This window comes from Cohnella sp. WQ 127256 (genome assembly GCF_024519285.1).
Lineage (GTDB): Bacteria > Bacillota > Bacilli > Paenibacillales > Paenibacillaceae > Cohnella.
This window is the reverse complement of sequence record NZ_JAMZCY010000015.1, coordinates 1-18840: the sequence shown is the minus strand read 5'-3', so window position 1 is coordinate 18840 and position 18840 is coordinate 1. Positions and strand designations below refer to the sequence as shown.

Here is an 18840-nt window from a genome sequence, read left to right as displayed (position 1 = left end):
TTTCTACTCTATTTCTAGTATCCACATCTCATTATTCCATATTTTCACGCATTTCAACCCCAAACCGCAACTTAATTGTTGCATTCCATCCTTGGAACCTAATTCTGAATTAAAAAAAGCAGCCCGATCATTCGGCTGCTAATACATTCAATATTAAGAATAATAGAATTAATGGCCAAGGTCGCGGACTTCAAGGTACCTCTCAAGCTTACGCTTCACTCGTTGTAAGGCATTATCAATTGATTTCACATGACGATCGAGGTCGACAGCAATTTCTTGATAAGAGCGTCCATCCAAGTAGAGCATCAGTACTTTTCGCTCCAGGTCACTTAGAATTTCTGACATCTTATCCTCAAGTCCATAAAACTCTTCTTGATTAATGATCATTTCTTCCGGATCACATACTCTAGAGCCACAGATGACATCCAGCAAAGTACGATCGGAATCTTCATCATAAATTGGTTTGTCCAAAGACACATATGAATTAAGCGGAATATGCTTCTGACGGGTAGCCGTCTTAATAGCGGTAATAATCTGACGGGTGATACAAAGCTCAGCAAACGCCTTAAACGATGCTAGCTTATCGCCCCTGAAGTCACGAATCGCTTTATATAAGCCTATCATTCCTTCTTGTACGATATCTTCCCGCTCAGCGCCTATCAGAAAATAAGAGCGCGCTTTCGCCCGCACGAAATTTCGATATTTATGAATAAGGTACTCCAACGCTTCGCTATCGCCCATGCGAACGAATTCTACGATGTCCTCGTCGGCCTTGAAGTCGTACTCACGCGTTGCCAGCATCTCCAAGTCGACGCTCATGAACATCCCTCCGGTCTGCAATGGTGATCTGGAACTTCGATCTCTATTAAACTATTATCAATATACTTGATCTAGCGCATAGCGTCAATGTAATTGCCATTTCTACCCTTGTGTCGGCGGTGGAAAAAATGTAATTAAAAACCAACGGCATTCAACTATCATCAAGTCCTCGTCTCATACGTTCCAGTCGACGTTGCACATCATCAGGCAATATTCCGTCTAACGGATTTTTCTTAATTTGAGAATCTCTAGTAATTGCTGTTTGTATTTCCGTTCTACTCTGCCGAACTTCTATCCTTAATTCACGTGCCGAAACTCGGAGCGCCCCGCGACCAAATGCGACATGCTGTTCAACCTGATCGGAAGTCGCCACATAGATGTTGCGTCGCACGGATATCCATTCGCCTACCAGTCTTTCTATACACTCATCCGCGGTTTCCCGTTCCCTTGTAAATACAACCTGCATCTTTTTACGATGACGGTATTCAGCACCGGAACCAGGTACACGGAACGCATCAAACACGACGATGACGATGAGTCCCGCATAGCTTTGGTAATCAGACAGCATGTCGAGAAGCCGATCCCTTGCATCTTCCAGCTTCTCACTCTTAAGACTAGCCAGCTCAGGCCATGCCCCTATAATGTTATAGCCATCTACAAGCAGTACATCCTCACGCAGAAACTTTCGTTTCTCATGCATGATCCGAAGTCGAACTTGCTTGCAATACGCCTCTTTTCTTAGCCTCTTGTTGACGTTGACGAACAACCTCATACAGGATAACTCCCGCTGCAACGGATGCATTAAGCGAGTTGATTTGTCCAGCCATAGGAAGAGACAGGATGAAGTCACATCTTTCTCTAACGAGTCTAGAAAGTCCTTGTCCTTCATTACCGATTACAATTGCGAGCGGTCCTGTCAGATCTGTTTCGTAGAAACCCTCCTTGGCACCAACATCAGCTCCAGCTATCCATAGTCCAGCAGCCTTAAGCTTCTCCATCGTTTGCACCAAGTTTGCCACGCGGGCAACAGGAACATATTCAACTGCGCCTGCGGATGTTTTCGCAACGACTGCTGTTAGCCCAGCACTTCTGCGTTTCGGAACGATCACGCCGTGTACGCCAGTACAGTCGGCCGTACGTAAGACGGAGCCAAGATTGTGTGGATCTTCCAGTTCATCGAGCAAGACGATGAGAGGGGCTTCTCCGCGCTCTGCAGCGCGCGCCAACAGCTCGTCCACTTCCACATATGCAACAGCTGCTGCTTGGGCAACGACTCCCTGATGCTGCATATCAGGTACCAACCGATCCAGCTTGCTTTTCTCCACTTGTTGAACAACGATACCTCGCGCCTTAGCTTCCTCCATTATCGGTTGCACAAGATGACGTTGGGCTTGATTAGAAATGAAAATTTTATTAATTGACCGTCCTGCCTTCATCGCTTCTAGCACAGGGTGCTTACCTGCCAAGTATTCATCTTCACCCTTTAACGCACTTTCTTCTGTCCACTGCTCATTATCCGCCTGAGATTCCTTGTTAGCTGGAGCTGCTTGATGGCGCTTATCCTTTTCCTTGCGACCATTACTCGAGGAGTTCCACCCCGATTTACTATCATTTGCAGCATATGGCTTCGATCCATTATCAGTACGATTACCTGGTGTTCTCGAATTGTGATTGTTCATTATCATCTTCCTTTATCAGTTATTGCGATCCGTCTAATCTGTTTGAGTAAAAGCTAAATTCACTAGCTGCTCCAAGCGTTCCTTCGCCCCTTGATAATACAGGTGACCAACTAAGCACTCTAATGCCGTGGCATGGCGATAGTCAGCAGGATCAGCATTTTTCGGAGGCTGGCCTGATTTGGTATTGCGACCGCGGCGCACGATGTCCGCTTCCTCTTCCGTAAGCAACGGCATCCATCTCTGCAAAAGCTTGGCTTGGGCAGCGGCGGAAACATAACTCGTAGCCGCACGATGCAGCTCATTGGGCTTCCGATTGAAACCGGCTACGAGTCTTTGTCTAATATAAATTTCGAATACAGCATCCCCAACGTAGGCAAGCACAACGGGAGAAAGTAGATGGACGGGAACATCAGTAGGCAAGAGCGGCGAGATGACTGGAGCTAGAGCAAAGCTTTCCCGCTCCGTCATTTGCGCCGCCAACGAACGCCTTGAGGTGTATCATCCAATAAAATTCCCCGACTCGCCAATAAGTCGCGAATCTCATCCGAACGAGCAAAGTTCCGGTTAGCACGCGCTGCCGCCCGCTCGGCAATTAGCGCATCGACTTCATCATCCAACAATCCCGCTTCCTCAATCGTGGGTAACAGTCCCAAAATGCCATTCATCTCATCGATTTGAGCTAGAATGAACAGTAAACTCGTTTCACTTACTGCTTCTCTCTGCAAATAAGTGTTTACTTCAGAGACGAGACCGAACCAAGCTGTAATTGCATCTGGTGTACTAAAGTCATCTTCCATGCGCGAATGGAAATCCTTCGCAAGCTGCTTCAGTCGTTCCTTAAGCCCCTCATCTCCCGCAAGCGCTAAATTGCCCTGCGCAACAGAGGATAGCCTATGCTTCACATTGTCCCGACAATTTGTTAGCCGATCAATACTATTGGTTGCCTGGCGAATCGTCTCCTCGCTGAAATTAAGCGGACTACGATAGTGAGTGGCAAGCATCAAGTATCGAATGGCATATTTACTCATGCCTTGGAGCAACTGGCGTACAGTAACTCCATTTCCGAGAGACTTCGACATCTTCTCATTATTGATATTAACGAAGCCATTATGCATCCAATTACGAGATAGAGGTTGACCCGTTAGAGATTCGGACTGTGCAATCTCACACTCATGATGAGGGAATTGTAGATCGTGACCCCCACCATGAATATCCAAAGTATCTCCCGCGTATTTGCGTATCATTGCCGAGCACTCAATATGCCAACCCGGTCTCCCATCTCCCCATGGACTTGACCAGTAAATTTCTCCAGGCTTTGCCGCTTTCCAAAGCACGAAATCCTGTGCACTTTCTTTACGCTCATCCACGTCGATACGAATGCCATATTGCAATTCATCCAGGTTTTTATGAGACAACTTACCGTACTCAGAAAATGAACCCGTGCGGAAGTAAACATCCCCACCGTTCTCGTAGGCAACCCCTTGGTCCACCAGATCTTGAATGAATGCAATAATTTCAGGCATCGTCTCCATGACACGCGGCGATACCGTGGGGGGAAGAGCCCCTAACGCTTCCCGATCTTCCTTGAATGCGGTAATGAAACGTTCGGCTAATTCAGGAACCGTAATGCCCAACTCCGTCGCTTTGCGAATCATTTTATCATCTACATCTGTGTAGTTAACAATGTAATTAACCTGGAATCCGATGGCTTCCAAGTACCTGCGAACAACATCGAAGAATATGACCGGCCGCGCATTCCCGATATGAATATAATCGTACACGGTTGGACCGCACACATACATATTCACTTTCCCGGGCTCACGCGGTATGAATGGCTGTAGCTCCCTAGTCATGCTATCGTAAATTTTGAGATTCATGTTATTTTAGCTCCTTTATCCTCTTTGAGACGTTCAATTTCCGATTTCAGTTCATTTATTTCCTTCTGCATAAAACGGAAGGTTTCGATGAGCGGGTCTGGCAAATTCGTATGATCGAGACGGTCGCTTATTTTCAACCCATTGCGCTTCACGATCCTACCCGGAATTCCGACCACCGTACTGTTGGGCGGCACTTCACGCAGGACGACAGAATTAGCTCCGATATTAGAGTTATCTCCAACAGTGAATGATCCAAGTACTTTTGCCCCAGAAGCAATAACGACGCGATTACCAATCGTGGGGTGACGCTTGCCTTTTTCCTTACCCGTGCCCCCAAGCGTTACTCCTTGATAGATCACAACCTCATCTCCGATTTCGCAGGTTTCCCCAATGACGACACCCATGCCATGATCTATGAACAGTTTACTCCCGATCCGGGCCCCAGGGTGAATCTCAATTCCAGTGAAAAATCGGCTGACCTGTGAAATCACACGAGCAATGGAGCATAAACCGCGGCGAAAAAAGAAATGGGCGACACGGTGAGACCATATGGCATGTAATCCTGCATACGTAAATACGACTTCAAACCAACTTCGGGCTGCCGGGTCATTCTCGAACACCGCATCTATGTCAGATTTAACTGTTCTCCACATCCCCATATCCTATCCCCCCTTACTTCTCTCTGTAATGGTCTAATTAAACACAAAAAAGTCCCTGCAGCTTATCGCTGCAGAGACGTCATGACGTGGTCCCACTCTGCTTGAGTATGTGTCCATAGTCCGTAAGCGACACTTCTCCTCATTGGATAGTTAACGAGATCCCCCCGGCACCACTTACCTAAACAATCCCTGCCGTACACGCGATTAAGTTATCGCAGCACTACCGATTGTTCACTCAGTGACACAGCTCCCAGGCGCAATTCGGTTTCGTAAGAATGAGCGGCTCTCAGCCTAGACCGCCTTCTCTGAACATTCCTTAAGCGAAACGTACTTTCCTGTTCGTCGCACATTTTCGATATAGATCAAGTATATCCCAACATTACGCAGGTGACAAGAGACTCAACGAGCTCTATACGTTAGCCTAGTTGTTGCTTAAGACGCTCCAGCACTTGATCGCGACCCAGTAGCCAAATCGTACCATTCAGGTCCGGTCCATGTGTCTGTCCAGTAAGCGCAACACGAATTGGCATGAACAATCCCTTACCCTTGACTCCTGTGGCTGTTTGAACAGCTTTAATCAGGACTTTCATATTGTCGATCGTGAAGCCCTCTTCACCTGCTACTTCAAGACCACTCAGGAAAGCTTCCAGTACAACAGGAACCGTTTCTTCCGCAAGTACGCCAGCCGCCTCATCGTTCAGTTCGAGCGTCTTTTGGAAAAACAGATCTGATAGCGATACAATCTCTGCTCCAAATCGGAGGTGGTCCCTGAACAATGTGACCAATGCCGTTGCCCATACCATTTCTTCCGCACAAGGGTTCTCAGGTAATCGACCAGCGGACTTCAAGTGTGGAATACAGAGCTCAACAGCTTGTTCTGGTGTAAGCTGCTTCAAATAGTGCTGATTCAACCAGCTTAGCTTGGCCGTATCGAAGACTGCCGGGCTCTTGGATAAGCGGTTCGCATTGAAAATCTCAATTAGCTGCTCGCGACCATAGATCTCCTCTTCTCCTTCAGGTGACCAACCGAGCAAGGTGATGAAGTTAAAGAGTGCTTCTGGCAAATAACCGAGCTCATCATATTGCTGAATGAATTGGACGATCGACTCGTCGCGTTTGGATAGCTTCTTGCGCTGATCGTTAACAATTAACGTCATATGTCCAAATTCAGGTGGGGCCCAGTCAAATGCTTCATAGATCATCAACTGGCGAGGTGTGTTTGTAATATGATCTTCACCACGCAGAACATGGGTGATCGCCATCAGATGGTCATCAACAGCTACTGCGTAGTTGTACGTTGGGATGCCATCCTTCTTCACTATAACAAAATCACCGAAGTCATCGGAGCGGAAAGAAATTTCACCTTTAACCGTATCTTGGAACGTATAGGTTCGATCAGCCGGAATAGTAAACCGAACGCTAGCAACTCGGCCCTCAGCAGCTAACGCTGCCTGTTCCTCGTCGCTTAGATTGCGACATTTGCCGGAATACTTCGGCGTTTCACCGCGTGCGGATTGCTCCTCGCGTTCCCGCTCCAGCTCCTCTTCATTGCAGTAGCAGGGATACGCTAGCTTCCGATCCAGAAGCTGCTGTGTATGGGAGCTGTATATATCAAGGCGTTCGGTTTGACGGTACGGACCGTATTCGCCTGGACAATCAATACTCTCGTCCCAATCCAACCCGAGCCATTTGAGGTACTTCAGCTGACTTTCTTCACCGCCGGCAACGTTGCGTTTAACATCCGTGTCCTCGATACGAATGATGAAATCACCGCCATGATGACGTGCGAACAAATAATTGAAGATGGCTGTTCTTGCGTTACCAATATGTAGATGTCCCGTTGGACTTGGCGCATAACGTACGCGAACTTTATTTGACATTTTATTTTCCTCCTAAGTAACTTACTCGCTTGTACCTTCTCAGCTACGCACCAACAGTACAGCCGCTTGGGAAGCGATACCTTCGCCACGACCAGGAAAGCCTAGTCGTTCGGTTGTTGTTGCTTTGACGTTAACTTGGGATTCCTCGCACTCTAATATGCGCGCAATGACTGTAACCATCGCCGGGATGTACGGCGCCATTTTCGGTGCCTGTGCGATGACCGTCGCATCTACGTTACCAAGCTTGTAGCCGCGCTCCTTGATCAAGCCCCACACATGCTCTAACAATTTAACGCTATCCGCATCCTTAAATGCAGGGTCAGTATCCGGAAAATGCTTCCCAATATCCCCAAGAGCAAGTGCGCCAAGAACAGCGTCGCTTATCGTATGTAGAAGTACGTCCGCATCCGAGTGTCCTAATAGACCCTTCTCATACGGAATGGTGACACCGCCGATGATACATGGTCGACCCTCCACCAATTGATGAACGTCGAACCCTTGTCCTATTCTAATCATTCTGGATCCCCCTCCTGTTGACGCCTTGATAATAGCAGCTCCGCGATAGGCAAATCTTCTGGGGTCGTAATTTTGATGTTCGCATAGTCGCCTTTAACAATCGCAACTTTACGCCCCAACCGTTCGATAAGCATGGCATCGTCCGTTGCCATGGCGTTCTCTTCCCGTGCCTGTCGATGCGCTTGAATGAGCTCCTGACGCAAAAAAGCCTGCGGAGTTTGAACACTCCACAGCGTGCTGCGCTCCGGAGTGGCAACAATAAATCCGCTGCCATCGGAAACTTTAATCGTATCTTTAACGGGAACTGCTAGCGCAGATGACCCATGCTCTTCCGCTGCCCTACAACAAGCTTCTACCTGCTTGGATGTCACAAGTGGTCGAGCCGCATCATGGACAAGCACACCTTCCGTGTCCAGTTCAGCAAGTCCCGCATAAACACTATCCTGTCGCTCCGCGCCACCCTGTATAATACGCTTCACTTTAACGAAACCTTCAGCACTTATAACCTCATCTGCTCTCTTCTCTTCCCCTGAGGATACGACCAAGACGATCGAAGACACAGAGGGACATCGTTCAAAGGCATCTAAGGTATGCGCAAGCACGGTACGACCAGCCAGCAGCAGGTAAGGCTTGTTATCCGCACTTCCCATGCGAGTTCCCCGCCCTGCAGCGACTATAACAGCTCCCCAATCCATTGAAAATAATCCCCTTATAAGTGCTACTAAAAACAAAAGACAGGACACTAGAGCGTGCCCCGCCCGTAATTCTATTATCATACCTTGTTAGAGCGCTTTTTCCAATAGCTTAGGCTTCGCAAAGATCATTCTGCCTGCTGAGGTTTGTAACACGCTTGTTACGAGTACCTCCATTGTCGTCCCGATGTACTCCCTACCGCCTTCAACGACAATCATCGTTCCATCGTCTAAATAAGCAACACCTTGGCCATTCTCCTTGCCGTCCTTGATCACTTGTACGACGATTTCTTCACCAGGAAGCACGACAGGCTTAACCGCGTTAGCCAGATCATTAATGTTCAGAACAGATACACCTTGGAGCTCGCAAACCTTGTTCAAGTTAAAATCGTTCGTGACTACTTTCCCCTGCATCACCTTAGCGAGCTTAACTAGCTTGCTGTCTACTTCCCCAGGCTCATCATTAGCATCCTCGTAAATAAGTACTCTGACATCCAGCTCCTTCTGAATTTTATTCAGAATATCCAACCCTCTCCGCCCCCTATTCCGTTTGAGCAAATCAGATGAATCCGCGATGTGCTGTAGCTCCTCTAGCACGAACTCGGGGATAACTAGTGTCCCTTCAATAAATCCAGTTTTGCAAATGTCGGCTATCCGCCCATCGATAATAACGCTAGTATCTAAAATCTTGTGTTCCTCGAAGCGTGGCCCTTCACTTTTAGGAGCTTCGAGCGTTTTACGAGTCCGGAACCAGTCTCCTACCTCATCCTTTTTGTGCATACCGATTTTTAGCCCGGTAAATCCGAGCACAAGTGCCGTTCCCGCTGCTAATACTTGTCCTACATACGGAATATCCGTCACATAAGGATACAGGAATGAAGAAAGTGCAAGTCCGAGGGTCACACCGATAACGCCAGACAATAAGTCCGACAAAGGATAACTGGACAGCCTATCAATTCCCCGCTGCAACGCACGAGATAGAGGGTTAGCGATAGAGGTTGCAAATAAAAATCCCGCACATGCTCCAACAACCATACTAAAGGTCCCGCCTGTACCTGTTGTTGCACCTAGCAAACTGCCCATCCACGGAGCATCTGAGGACGATTGCCAGTTTGACATTTGTTGACCTACCATTGCACCTATCAGAAGGCCGATGGCTTGAATAACTCTTTTCATTGTCATAAAATTCACTCCCTTTCTTGTAATAAGTCAGTAATTTCGTTACTAGTATGTTCCAATTTACGAATTGCTAACCTTCCTACAACAAGCTTCTTAAAGTTTCTTGAAAAATAACAACTTCTTTTGAATTCTCGTAGTCCATGAACTATAATAAAAGAGGAAAAGTAAACTAAGGTAACCGAGGTGGAACGGATGAGCGCACCTACGCTCCATGAGTTTCAGAGTCAGGTGTCGGAATTATTGCTCCGTCATCGCAGTCTGCTCGATGTTGTCACGAAATACAGTCAATCCAATGCTTCCGTCAACCGGGCCGTATCCAAATCGATCACAGAATGTGGATGTATCGCTTTAAACGCCAGAAATCAGGGTTTTTCCGAGGAGATGCAGCTAGATCAAGCGAATCGCCAATCGAAATCCCACATGGAAGGCGCCCTTTGTGAGCATTGCAGTGAAGTCGTTCGTAACGAAATGGGTAAAAATCTTTTCTACATGTCAGCCATGTGTAATTTGCTAGATATTAGCCTTGAGGAAGTTGTTTCCAAAGAAGCTGATAAATGCTCTACGTTAGGCTGGTTTAACTTAACTTAATTGCTTAATTGTTTACGACAAAAAGCAGCCCCCTGATCTCAGGAGGCTGCTTTTTCAATACAATATTATGCGCTATGCTTGGATTTCTCTTCTTCCTCGATGGCTTTCCTGCGCTTAGCACGTCTATTCGATGGCATTAGCCCTTCAACGTTTTTTTTTAGCCCCCACAAAGCATACAGAAGCAACAACGCTAAGATGACCTTTGGTATTGCTTCTTGGAACATATAAGCAAGAATTGCTGCTCCGAGCACCACAACTGGGATAGCCCATATTGCCTTTCGCGGTAAGCCTAGCTTCTTGAAGTTCGGATACTTCATGTTGCTAACCATTAGGAACGACAAAGCAACTGTGCTTATTAATAACAAGGAGTAATGTAATTCGTGATGAAATAATGCTAGTGTGGCTAATACTCCACCTGCCGCTGGAATCGGCAAACCAATGAAGTAACCCGGAATTCCGTCAATGACGTTAAACCTAGCTAATCTTAGCGCTCCACAGATCGGGAAGATCGCTGTCACAATCCAAGCCATAGCTGGACTTATGTCTTGAAATGCGGCTTGATACATAATAAATGCAGGTGCAACCCCAAATGAAATCACATCGGATAGAGAGTCTAACTCTTTCCCGAATTCGCTCTGAGCATTTAACGCACGAGCAACACGTCCATCCAAACCATCTAGAAGCATGGCGATAATAATTAATAAAGCAGCTGTATTTGAACTATTCGTCTCATTATTGAATGCCAATATGATGGCGATCACACCTAAAGATAGGTTGCCGATCGTGAATAAATTCGGTATTGATTTCGTAATCATTTTCCCACCTCAACTTTACTATACCCTGTTGAACCGAATGTTAAGCGACATATCTTTTCCAAATGTAAATGAATCGTAGAACATTTCCAATTGTATTACCCTTATATCTGTCTGTCAATGAAGACCTGTTCTTGTATTCGTTTCAAGCCCTCTTTAATCGCCCGTGCACGCACCTCGCCAATTCCGTCTACTTCGTCTAATTCATCAATGGAAGCCATGACAATATGAGGAAGTGCACCGAATCGTTCAACCAAATTATGAATAATAACGCTTGGCAATCTTGGGATCTTACTTAGCATACGATAACCCCGTGGTAGTAAGCCTTCTTCCACGACAGAGTTTAAGGAAGGATACCCCAGAATTCGAATTAAGGATGCGGAATCTAACAATTCTTCTGAAGACAGCTTGCGAATAACCGATTGGATTTCACGAACTTTAGGTTCTCCATCATCCTTGGCATAATCCCTTAATAATAACCAAGCCTCGTCTTCTGCAGATCCCACTAATTCTTCCTTCTGCATACTGATAAGTCTACCCTCGTTGCCTAATTCAAGCACATAGCGATTAATTTCGTTATTGATGCGTAGCACCATCTCCGCACGTTGGATGACATATGCTACCTCATGCATCGTAACTAACTCTTCAAATTCCAATGCGGACAAATTCGTTAAAGCTTGTGTGAATACGATGCGATAACGCTCCAAAGTCTGAATCGCTTGGTTAGCCTTCGTGAGGATAACTCCCATTTCCTTAAGCGCATAGCGCAGCTGCCCCTGGTACAAAGTAATCACGTTACGACGCTGCGAAATTGATACAACAAGCTTACCCGTTTGCTTCGCCACCCGCTCCGCAGTACGATGTCGAATGCCTGTTTCAGAAGATGTAATGGAGGAATCAGGAATCAATTGCGTGTTCGCATAGAGGATCCGTTTAACATCCTCGTTTAGAATAATTGCTCCATCCATTTTGGCCAATTCATACAAATAGTTCGGGCTAAAATCACAATTAATGGAGAAGCCTCCGTCCACAACCTCCATCACTTCAGGACTATATCCAACGACGATAAGCCCTCCCGTTTTGGCGCGCAATACATTTTCCAGCCCATCACGGAATGGGGTACCTGGAGCAACCATTTGGAGCAATAGATTCATCGTTTTTTCCTGATGATTACGCTCCTTTTCTTTCGGGTCTCTTTCCTTATGTTCTTTCATATGTTATCGACACCCCCCTTATTCCAATGCGGCTTTAAGAGCATCCGCTACCGTTTTTACACCGATGATCATGATATCCTTTGGAGGCTGCCAGCCTTTCATACTTTGCTCCGGCATAATTACGCGTTTAAAGCCTAGCTTGTGTGCTTCTTTTACCCGTTGCTCGGCTCTCGATACCGCTCGAACTTCCCCTGTCAACCCTACTTCTCCGAAAAAAACGTCATAAGGCTTTGTTGGTTTGTCCTTGACACTGGAAGCTAGGCTTACCGCTGCAGCTAAATCCGCTGCCGGCTCATCCAGCTTAACACCACCCGCAACATTCAAGTAGGCATCCTGATTTTGTAAGAACATTCCCATGCGCTTTTCAAGCACCGCAATAACGAGCGACATTCGATGATGATCAAATCCCGATGCCATCCGGCGTGGTGATGGGAAATGGGTTGGTGTGACAAGCGCTTGAATTTCAACCAATACGGGCCTCGTGCCCTCCATGCTAGCAACTACTGTTGAACCAGAAACACCCAATGGCCTTTCGGATAAGAATAGCTCTGAAGGATTCGTGACCTCCCGAAGACCATCCTCAGTCATATCGAAAATCCCGATCTCATTCGTTGATCCAAACCGATTTTTGACCGCTCGCAATATCCGATATGTATGATGACGTTCCCCTTCGAAGTAGAGTACGCAATCGACCATATGCTCAAGCAATCGTGGTCCCGCAATAGCACCTTCCTTGGTCACGTGTCCGACCAATACGGTTGCCACTCCATTAATTTTCGATATTCTCATGAAATGTGCAGTGCATTCCCTCACTTGCGCAACACTTCCGGGTGCGGAGGCTACTTCAGGACGGTATACTGTCTGGATAGAATCGATGACAAGAAAGTCCGGTCCAACTTCGGTAATGGCTTCTTCAATGACTTCCAAATTCGTTTCACATAGGACGTAAAGCTTATCATTCAACGCACCAAGACGGTCCGCACGCAGCTTAGTTTGTCGAACGGATTCCTCACCTGATACATATAACACTTTCAAACCTTGTGTAGATAAAGAATACGAAGCTTGCAGCAGCAAGGTCGACTTCCCAATGCCTGGATCGCCACCAACAAGCAATAACGAGCCTGGTACGAGCCCTCCACCAAGAACGCGATTCAGCTCGGACATGCCTGTTGAAACTCTGGGCTCACGCCCACTTTCTATATCTATGATCGCCCGCGCCTTTTCTTTCGTCCGGAGTAATTCACCCCGCCCGACAGGGGCCTTGATTTCCGTTTCGGTCTCCTCGACCATCGTATTCCATTCCTGACACCCAGGGCATTTCCCCATCCATTTCGGGGATTCCGTCCCACATTGAGTGCAAGCAAATTTAGTTTTAACCTTGGCCATTGCAGCTAACGGCTCCTTTAACGTTGAGTATACCTATATTAGGAGTTTACCATGAAAAAAGACTCTCCGCACGGACGCCCGAAATAGGCGGTACGGAGAGTCTTAATTACGATTCAATCATTATGTTGCTTATCTAATTACGCTTTAGACAATTCGATTTCATCCTTCTGCCGAACGATTAGGCCGCCATTCTCCTCATCAATAATGAGCAAGTTACCTTTTGTAATCTTACCGAGGAGTAAATCCTCAGACAGACGATCTTCGATATGCTTCTGGATCGCTCTACGAAGCGGTCGAGCACCATACTGAGGATCGTACCCTTCCTTCGCGAGGAACGCTTTAGCCGTATCTGTGAGCTCAAAGCTAACATCATGCTCGACTAGGCGCTTACGAAGATCATCAGCCATAAGTGTCACAATCTCAGCAATATGCTCTTCCGTTAACGGATGGAATACGATGGACTCGTCGATCCGGTTCAGGAATTCAGGACGGAATGATTTCTTCAGCTCGGCAAGCACCTTTTCTTTCATGCTCTGGTAATCGCGGCCTGCATCCTGAGTCGCCGTAAAGCCAAGTGTTGAATTTTTCTTGATTTGCTCTGCTCCAACGTTTGAGGTCATCACGATCAACGTATTCCGGAAATCAACGGAACGACCTTTGGAATCGGTCAAACGACCATCCTCTAGCACTTGAAGCAAAATGTTAAATACTTCTGGATGAGCTTTCTCGATTTCATCGAGTAGCACAACAGAGTAAGGCTTGCGACGAACCTTCTCCGTCAGTTGGCCACCTTCTTCATAGCCAACATACCCCGGAGGTGCTCCGACAAGTCGGGAAGTAGAATGCTTCTCCATATATTCCGACATATCGATGCGAATAACCGCATTCTCATCACCGAACATCGATTCGGCGATTGCTCTTGCCAGCTCCGTCTTACCGACTCCTGTCGGTCCAAGGAAGATAAAGGATCCCATAGGACGCTTCGGATCCTTAAGACCCGCACGGGCACGACGTATTGCACGTGAGACGGATTTAACGGCTTCATCCTGACCGATGACACGCTCGTGAAGGATGCTCTCCATTCTAAGCAAGCGCTCTGTCTCTTCCTCAGCCAGCTTGCTTACCGGAATACCTGTCCAGCTAGCTACAACTTGAGCGATATCCTCAGGTGTAACTTCAGAATCCGTGCGGCCTTGCTTTTCTTTCCACAGGTTCTTCGTGTGATCGAGCTCTTCACGAATTTTCTGTTCCGTATCTCGAAGAGCAGCTGCCTTCTCGAACTCTTGACTCTGAACAGCGGCATCTTTCTCTTTACGAATGTCCTCCAGCCTTACTTCTAGCTGCTTCAGATTAGGCGGTACCGTGTAAGAATTTAATCTCACCTTGGAGCCCGCTTCATCGATCAAGTCAATCGCCTTATCCGGTAAGAACCGATCTGGAATGTAGCGATCAGAAAGCTTAACCGCCGCATCGATTGCCTCATCGGTAATTTTTACCCGGTGATGTGCTTCATAACGATCACGTAAGCCTAACAAAATTTGTACAGCTTCTTCTGGTGTAGGTTGATCTACTGTGATCGGTTGGAACCGACGTTCCAGAGCTGCATCTTTTTCAATATATTTGCGATATTCATCCAGCGTTGTAGCTCCGATACATTGAAGCTCTCCACGAGCAAGTGCAGGCTTCAAAATATTCGATGCATCGATCGCACCTTCTGCACCACCTGCACCAATCAAGGTATGAAGCTCATCGATGAACAAGATGACATTACCTGCTTGACGAATTTCATCCATTATCTTCTTCAGACGATCTTCGAATTCTCCACGATATTTCGTGCCCGCTACAACGGAACCCATATCCAGAGTCATTACCCGTTTGTCGCGCAAGGTTTCGGGAATTTCGTTGTTCACGATTTTCTGAGCAAGACCTTCTGCGATAGCTGTCTTACCTACACCTGGCTCTCCGATCAAGACTGGATTGTTCTTCGTCCGACGGGATAGCACCTGAATCACACGTTCGATTTCCTTCGAGCGACCAATGACCGGATCGATATGACCTTCCCGTGCACTAGCTGTTAAATCACGTGCTAAGCCATCTAACGTTGGAGTGCTTACGTTAGCGGATGGACCATGATTCTGAGATACACTTTCGTTGCTTCCAAGCAATTGAAGCACTTGCTGACGAGCTTTATTCAAGCTAATTCCAAGATTATTAAGAACACGTGCAGCGACGCCTTCACCCTCACGAATGAGACCGAGTAAAATGTGCTCAGTACCTACATAAGTGTGGCCAAGCTTGCGTGCTTCGTCCATAGATAACTCGATAACTTTCTTAGCACGTGGAGTGTAAGCGATATTCGTAGGCTGCTCTTGACCTCGACCAATTAAAGACTCGACTTCGTCTTGGATTTTTTCTAATCCAAGCCCAAGCGCGATTAGAGCTTTTGCAGCAATACTTTCGCCTTCTCGGATCAGGCCAAGAAGAATATGCTCTGTACCGATGTTATTGTGTCCTAAACGTACTGCTTCCTCCTGGGCTAAAGCCAACACCTTCTGCGCACGTTCCGTGAATCGTCCAAACATCATAAGACATACCTCCCCAATAAGTTAAGAATAAAACATTTATGAAATGCTTTCCAGTCTGCTGCGAATTAATTCTGCTCTTGACCGATCTCGATCCTCCGGACTCATCGCTTCCCCGAACGATTGTTGAAGAAATCCAGGTTGCGTCGATACAAGAAGTTCATTCAATGCCATCTCATTTACTTCCGGTAGCAGCCCGAGATGTGCACCAAGCCTAATATCAGATAAGCGCTGTGAGGCTTCCTTCGAATCCATAATCATCGCTTGAGTTAATATGCCAAACGATCTGCGTACCCGGTCCTCCACGCGAAGTCGGGATTCGTTTAACAGCTTACTCCTCGCGGACTTCTCGTGTTCGATCATTTGGTGCGCAACTTGAAATAAATTTTCGATGACCTCTTGCTCGGACTGCCCCAAAGTGATCTGATTAGACACTTGGAATAGGTTGCCGGTTGCTTCACTGCCTTCGCCATACAATCCCCTTACGGCAAGCCCTACCTGTGTGACAGCCGATAAAATTCGGTTGATCTGTCCGGTGATCACAAGCGCGGGTAAATGCATCATGACAGAAACTCGGATCCCGGTTCCTACGTTCGTAGGGCAGCTCGTTAAATATCCATGCTTTTCATCGAAAGCATAATCCACTTCTTCTTCAAATATATCATCGACTTTACTCGCTAATTCCCAAGCTTCATGAACCTGAAATCCTGAGCATAAACATTGAATACGCAGATGGTCTTCTTCGTTAATCATGACACTAATATCTTCATTAGGGCTCAGAATCAGCGCTCCATTACGGGATTCATTCGCCAGATTCGGGCTTATTAAGTGCTTCTCTACGAGCACGAGCTTCTCTAATTCGGTTAATTCGGTCAGCCGAATTTGCTCAATCTTGCCTAATCCATCGAGCCTTCCGCTTTCCGCAACACTGAGTAGCTGTTCCATAACCATGAGCGATTGGCTTGGATCGGCCATCATAGGAAAGGGCAAATTGCGAATATTGCGAGCGATCCTCACTCGGCTACTAATGACGACTTCGGAATCCGGTCCTTCACCTTTCATCCACTGACTGAGCGCTTGCTTAACAAATTTCCTCTTGGCCATGATCATCCACCTACCCTTCAGCCGCTCATTTCATTTTCAAGCTTGCGGATTCGATCTCGCAGCTGGGCCGCGGTTTCGAAATCCTCCCGCTCAATCCGGCCTTGCATTTCCTTTTTAAGACGATCGATTTCCCGTTTCGTCTTAAGTTGTCCACCGGCACGTTTCGGCACCTTTCCAACATGCACCGTATTACCATGTACCCGTTTAAGCAGAGGATCAAGCCGTTCAGAAAATTGCTTATAGCAATGACTGCACCCAAATCGACCGATTTTGCTAAATTGAGTATAGGTCAACCCACAGGTATCGCATTTAGCCGCTGGTGGTTTAGCCATCGGGTTCGGATTCGGAATTTGGTAATCGAGTAGCCCGGAGAGCAGATTGTGAATGGAAAACCCGCTTGAGCTTCCAGGAATAAGCTCTCCCTTTTCCCTAGCGCATGATTCACAAATATGCAGCTCCGCTTTCTCACCATTCACAATTTTCGTAAAATGTAGCGTAGCTGGACGTTTATCACATTCTTGACACTGCATCGGACAAACCTCCTTTACTCATTTTGCGAGTAGAGCGATCATCATAGCCTTCAACAGCTTGGCTCGGATCTCGTCACGAACAGGGAGCTTCAACTGCAGCACATCCCGGGAAACGGCTGCCTTGAGAAGTTGCGCCTCTCTTGTGGTTACGAAACGTGCCTCCACTAATTGATAGATGAGCCCTTCTGCAGTTGTCTGGTCAATCTTCTCTCCAACCGTGTGCTGGATATGACGTTGCACGGTTTCAAGCGAGGGTAGATTAACACGTTGGATACGGATGTATCCTCCACCACCCCGTTTACTTTCCACGAAATAGCCCTTTTCCAATGTAAATCTTGTGCTAATGACGTAATTAATTTGTGAGGGGACACAGGAGAACTTGTCAGCCAAATCACTTCTTTGTATTTCAATGGAGCCTTCTGAGCTGCTTTGCAAAATTTGCTTCAAGTAATGTTCAATGAGTTCTGTAATGTTAGCCAATGTCCAACCTCCTTCCATCGATGCAAGCCGACTATTGAACGCGATAGGCGTTTCTTGCCAGGTCGTCAAATAGGGGTAGATCTGACTTTGACTTTCTTTGACTATAACTTTATTATACGCAGCTTTTCAAAAAATGCAAAGTGTCTCTGCTCATGCTACTTCAATCTATTCTTAGTATTAGGGAGCTTTGGGCAGTTTATTCGCCAATACTTGAACTAAGTAAGCCCAGCACCAAGAACGCTACCCTAAATCAGGTAACGTTCTCCCTCGGAGGTAGCTACCACACCCTTGCAGCCTTGAATTATAGGCTGTTTACACTTGAGGCTTTAACATTGCGGATATACCCACTCCGAGCTCGAAGCGCTTAGGCGATGGCATAGAAGGTCTGAGACCCCCCCGACATTTGTCCTTCCAAATATTCTGATCCTTATTAAGGTAGGGATAGAAGTGAAAATAAAATGGATAACCTCCTTTGTCACGAGGTAAGTATGGCGTTCTCCAAGGGAAATCGGAATTGGACAGTTAGAAGCTCGTCAAGGCTTGTGGATTAGCATTCTTTAGTTGCTTTGTAGGTTTAATTGTTGTATTTAAATACAAAAAAACGAAGTCATTCTCAAAAGAGAACACTCCGTTTATGTACAAATAGGGCTTGCGCCTTGAAAACTGGATGCGAAGTAAAGCTTTATAGAAGAAGTGGTGTGTCATATGTCTTACAATGTCAATTCGCTTAGGATAAGCCCTCGACCTATTAGTACTCGTCAGCTCCACACATTGCTGCGCTTCCACCCCGAGCCTATCAACCTCGTGTTCTTCAAGGGGTCTTACGAATTGGGAAATCTCATC

The 18840-nt window shown here is 46.7% G+C and carries 18 protein-coding genes and 1 rRNA gene; 1 reads left to right on the top strand and 18 read right to left on the bottom strand.

Annotation, left to right across the window (positions count from 1 at the left end; genetic code table 11):
- Window positions 1-168: 168 nt before the first annotated feature.
- The 10 genes from sigH to M1K58_RS28530 form a co-directional block, all read right to left on the bottom strand.
- Complete coding sequence (gene sigH / locus M1K58_RS28575; protein WP_256762322.1) at window positions 169-819, bottom strand: RNA polymerase sporulation sigma factor SigH; 651 nt, start codon at window positions 817-819, stop codon at window positions 169-171.
- 151 nt (window positions 820-970) lie between these two features.
- Window positions 971-1519 carry an NYN domain-containing protein gene (locus tag M1K58_RS28570; RefSeq protein ID WP_256762377.1) on the bottom strand — a complete coding sequence of 183 codons (549 nt, stop codon included), beginning with the start codon at window positions 1517-1519 and terminating at the stop codon, window positions 971-973.
- A complete protein-coding gene (gene rlmB, locus M1K58_RS28565; protein ID WP_256762376.1) occupies window positions 1512-2285 on the bottom strand; it encodes a 23S rRNA (guanosine(2251)-2'-O)-methyltransferase RlmB in 774 nt (257 codons plus the stop codon). The genes M1K58_RS28570 and rlmB overlap by 8 nt, the downstream gene beginning before the upstream one ends.
- A 246-nt stretch (window positions 2286-2531) precedes the next feature.
- Window positions 2532-2966, bottom strand: coding sequence for a Mini-ribonuclease 3 (locus M1K58_RS28560; protein ID WP_256762321.1), 435 nt, complete (start codon window positions 2964-2966; stop codon window positions 2532-2534).
- Window positions 2963-4375 (bottom strand): cysteine--tRNA ligase, encoded by a 1413-nt coding sequence (gene cysS, locus M1K58_RS28555; RefSeq protein ID WP_256762320.1) that lies wholly within the window; start codon window positions 4373-4375, stop codon window positions 2963-2965. The genes M1K58_RS28560 and cysS overlap by 4 nt, the downstream gene beginning before the upstream one ends.
- Window positions 4372-5028 carry a serine O-acetyltransferase gene (gene cysE / locus M1K58_RS28550; protein ID WP_256762375.1) on the bottom strand — a complete coding sequence of 219 codons (657 nt, stop codon included), beginning with the start codon at window positions 5026-5028 and terminating at the stop codon, window positions 4372-4374. Before cysE ends, cysS begins: the two co-directional genes overlap by 4 nt.
- A gap of 422 nt (window positions 5029-5450) precedes the next feature.
- Entirely contained in the window at window positions 5451-6914 is a 1464-nt protein-coding gene (gene gltX / locus M1K58_RS28545) for a glutamate--tRNA ligase (protein WP_256762319.1), read from the bottom strand.
- Between the two features lie 39 nt (window positions 6915-6953).
- The gene (ispF, locus tag M1K58_RS28540; RefSeq protein WP_256762318.1) at window positions 6954-7430 is read right to left on the bottom strand and encodes a 2-C-methyl-D-erythritol 2,4-cyclodiphosphate synthase; all 477 of its coding nucleotides are present in this window, start codon (window positions 7428-7430) and stop codon (window positions 6954-6956) included.
- Window positions 7427-8125: a 2-C-methyl-D-erythritol 4-phosphate cytidylyltransferase gene (gene ispD / locus M1K58_RS28535; RefSeq protein WP_256762317.1), complete on the bottom strand. Its 699-nt coding sequence runs from the start codon at window positions 8123-8125 to the stop codon at window positions 7427-7429. Before ispD ends, ispF begins: the two co-directional genes overlap by 4 nt.
- A gap of 87 nt (window positions 8126-8212) precedes the next feature.
- Window positions 8213-9256: a PIN/TRAM domain-containing protein gene (locus tag M1K58_RS28530; RefSeq protein WP_372339226.1), complete on the bottom strand. Its 1044-nt coding sequence runs from the start codon at window positions 9254-9256 to the stop codon at window positions 8213-8215.
- Between the two features lie 237 nt (window positions 9257-9493).
- Between M1K58_RS28530 and M1K58_RS28525 the strand changes: the two genes are divergently transcribed.
- Complete coding sequence (locus tag M1K58_RS28525) at window positions 9494-9889, top strand: nucleoside triphosphate pyrophosphohydrolase family protein (RefSeq protein WP_256762315.1); 396 nt, start codon at window positions 9494-9496, stop codon at window positions 9887-9889.
- Between the two features lie 65 nt (window positions 9890-9954).
- Here the strand turns inward: M1K58_RS28525 and pssA are convergent, their stop codons facing one another.
- The 8 genes from pssA to M1K58_RS28485 all read right to left on the bottom strand — a co-directional run.
- Complete coding sequence (gene pssA / locus M1K58_RS28520) at window positions 9955-10704, bottom strand: CDP-diacylglycerol--serine O-phosphatidyltransferase (protein ID WP_256762314.1); 750 nt, start codon at window positions 10702-10704, stop codon at window positions 9955-9957.
- A gap of 101 nt (window positions 10705-10805) precedes the next feature.
- Window positions 10806-11915: a DNA integrity scanning diadenylate cyclase DisA gene (gene disA, locus M1K58_RS28515; RefSeq protein ID WP_256762313.1), complete on the bottom strand. Its 1110-nt coding sequence runs from the start codon at window positions 11913-11915 to the stop codon at window positions 10806-10808.
- Between the two features lie 18 nt (window positions 11916-11933).
- Window positions 11934-13301 carry a DNA repair protein RadA gene (gene radA, locus M1K58_RS28510; protein WP_256762312.1) on the bottom strand — a complete coding sequence of 456 codons (1368 nt, stop codon included), beginning with the start codon at window positions 13299-13301 and terminating at the stop codon, window positions 11934-11936.
- A gap of 137 nt (window positions 13302-13438) precedes the next feature.
- A complete protein-coding gene (locus M1K58_RS28505) occupies window positions 13439-15886 on the bottom strand; it encodes an ATP-dependent Clp protease ATP-binding subunit (protein ID WP_256762311.1) in 2448 nt (815 codons plus the stop codon).
- Between the two features lie 36 nt (window positions 15887-15922).
- Window positions 15923-16987 (bottom strand): protein arginine kinase, encoded by a 1065-nt coding sequence (mcsB, locus tag M1K58_RS28500; protein ID WP_256762310.1) that lies wholly within the window; start codon window positions 16985-16987, stop codon window positions 15923-15925.
- A 17-nt stretch (window positions 16988-17004) separates the two neighbouring features.
- Window positions 17005-17517 carry a protein-arginine kinase activator protein McsA gene (gene mcsA / locus M1K58_RS28495; RefSeq protein WP_256762309.1) on the bottom strand — a complete coding sequence of 171 codons (513 nt, stop codon included), beginning with the start codon at window positions 17515-17517 and terminating at the stop codon, window positions 17005-17007.
- 18 nt (window positions 17518-17535) lie between these two features.
- Window positions 17536-17997, bottom strand: a complete 462-nt coding sequence (locus M1K58_RS28490) for a CtsR family transcriptional regulator (RefSeq protein ID WP_306220791.1) — start codon at window positions 17995-17997, stop codon at window positions 17536-17538.
- A 728-nt stretch (window positions 17998-18725) separates the two neighbouring features.
- Window positions 18726-18840 (bottom strand): 23S ribosomal RNA (locus M1K58_RS28485); the annotation flags it as partial.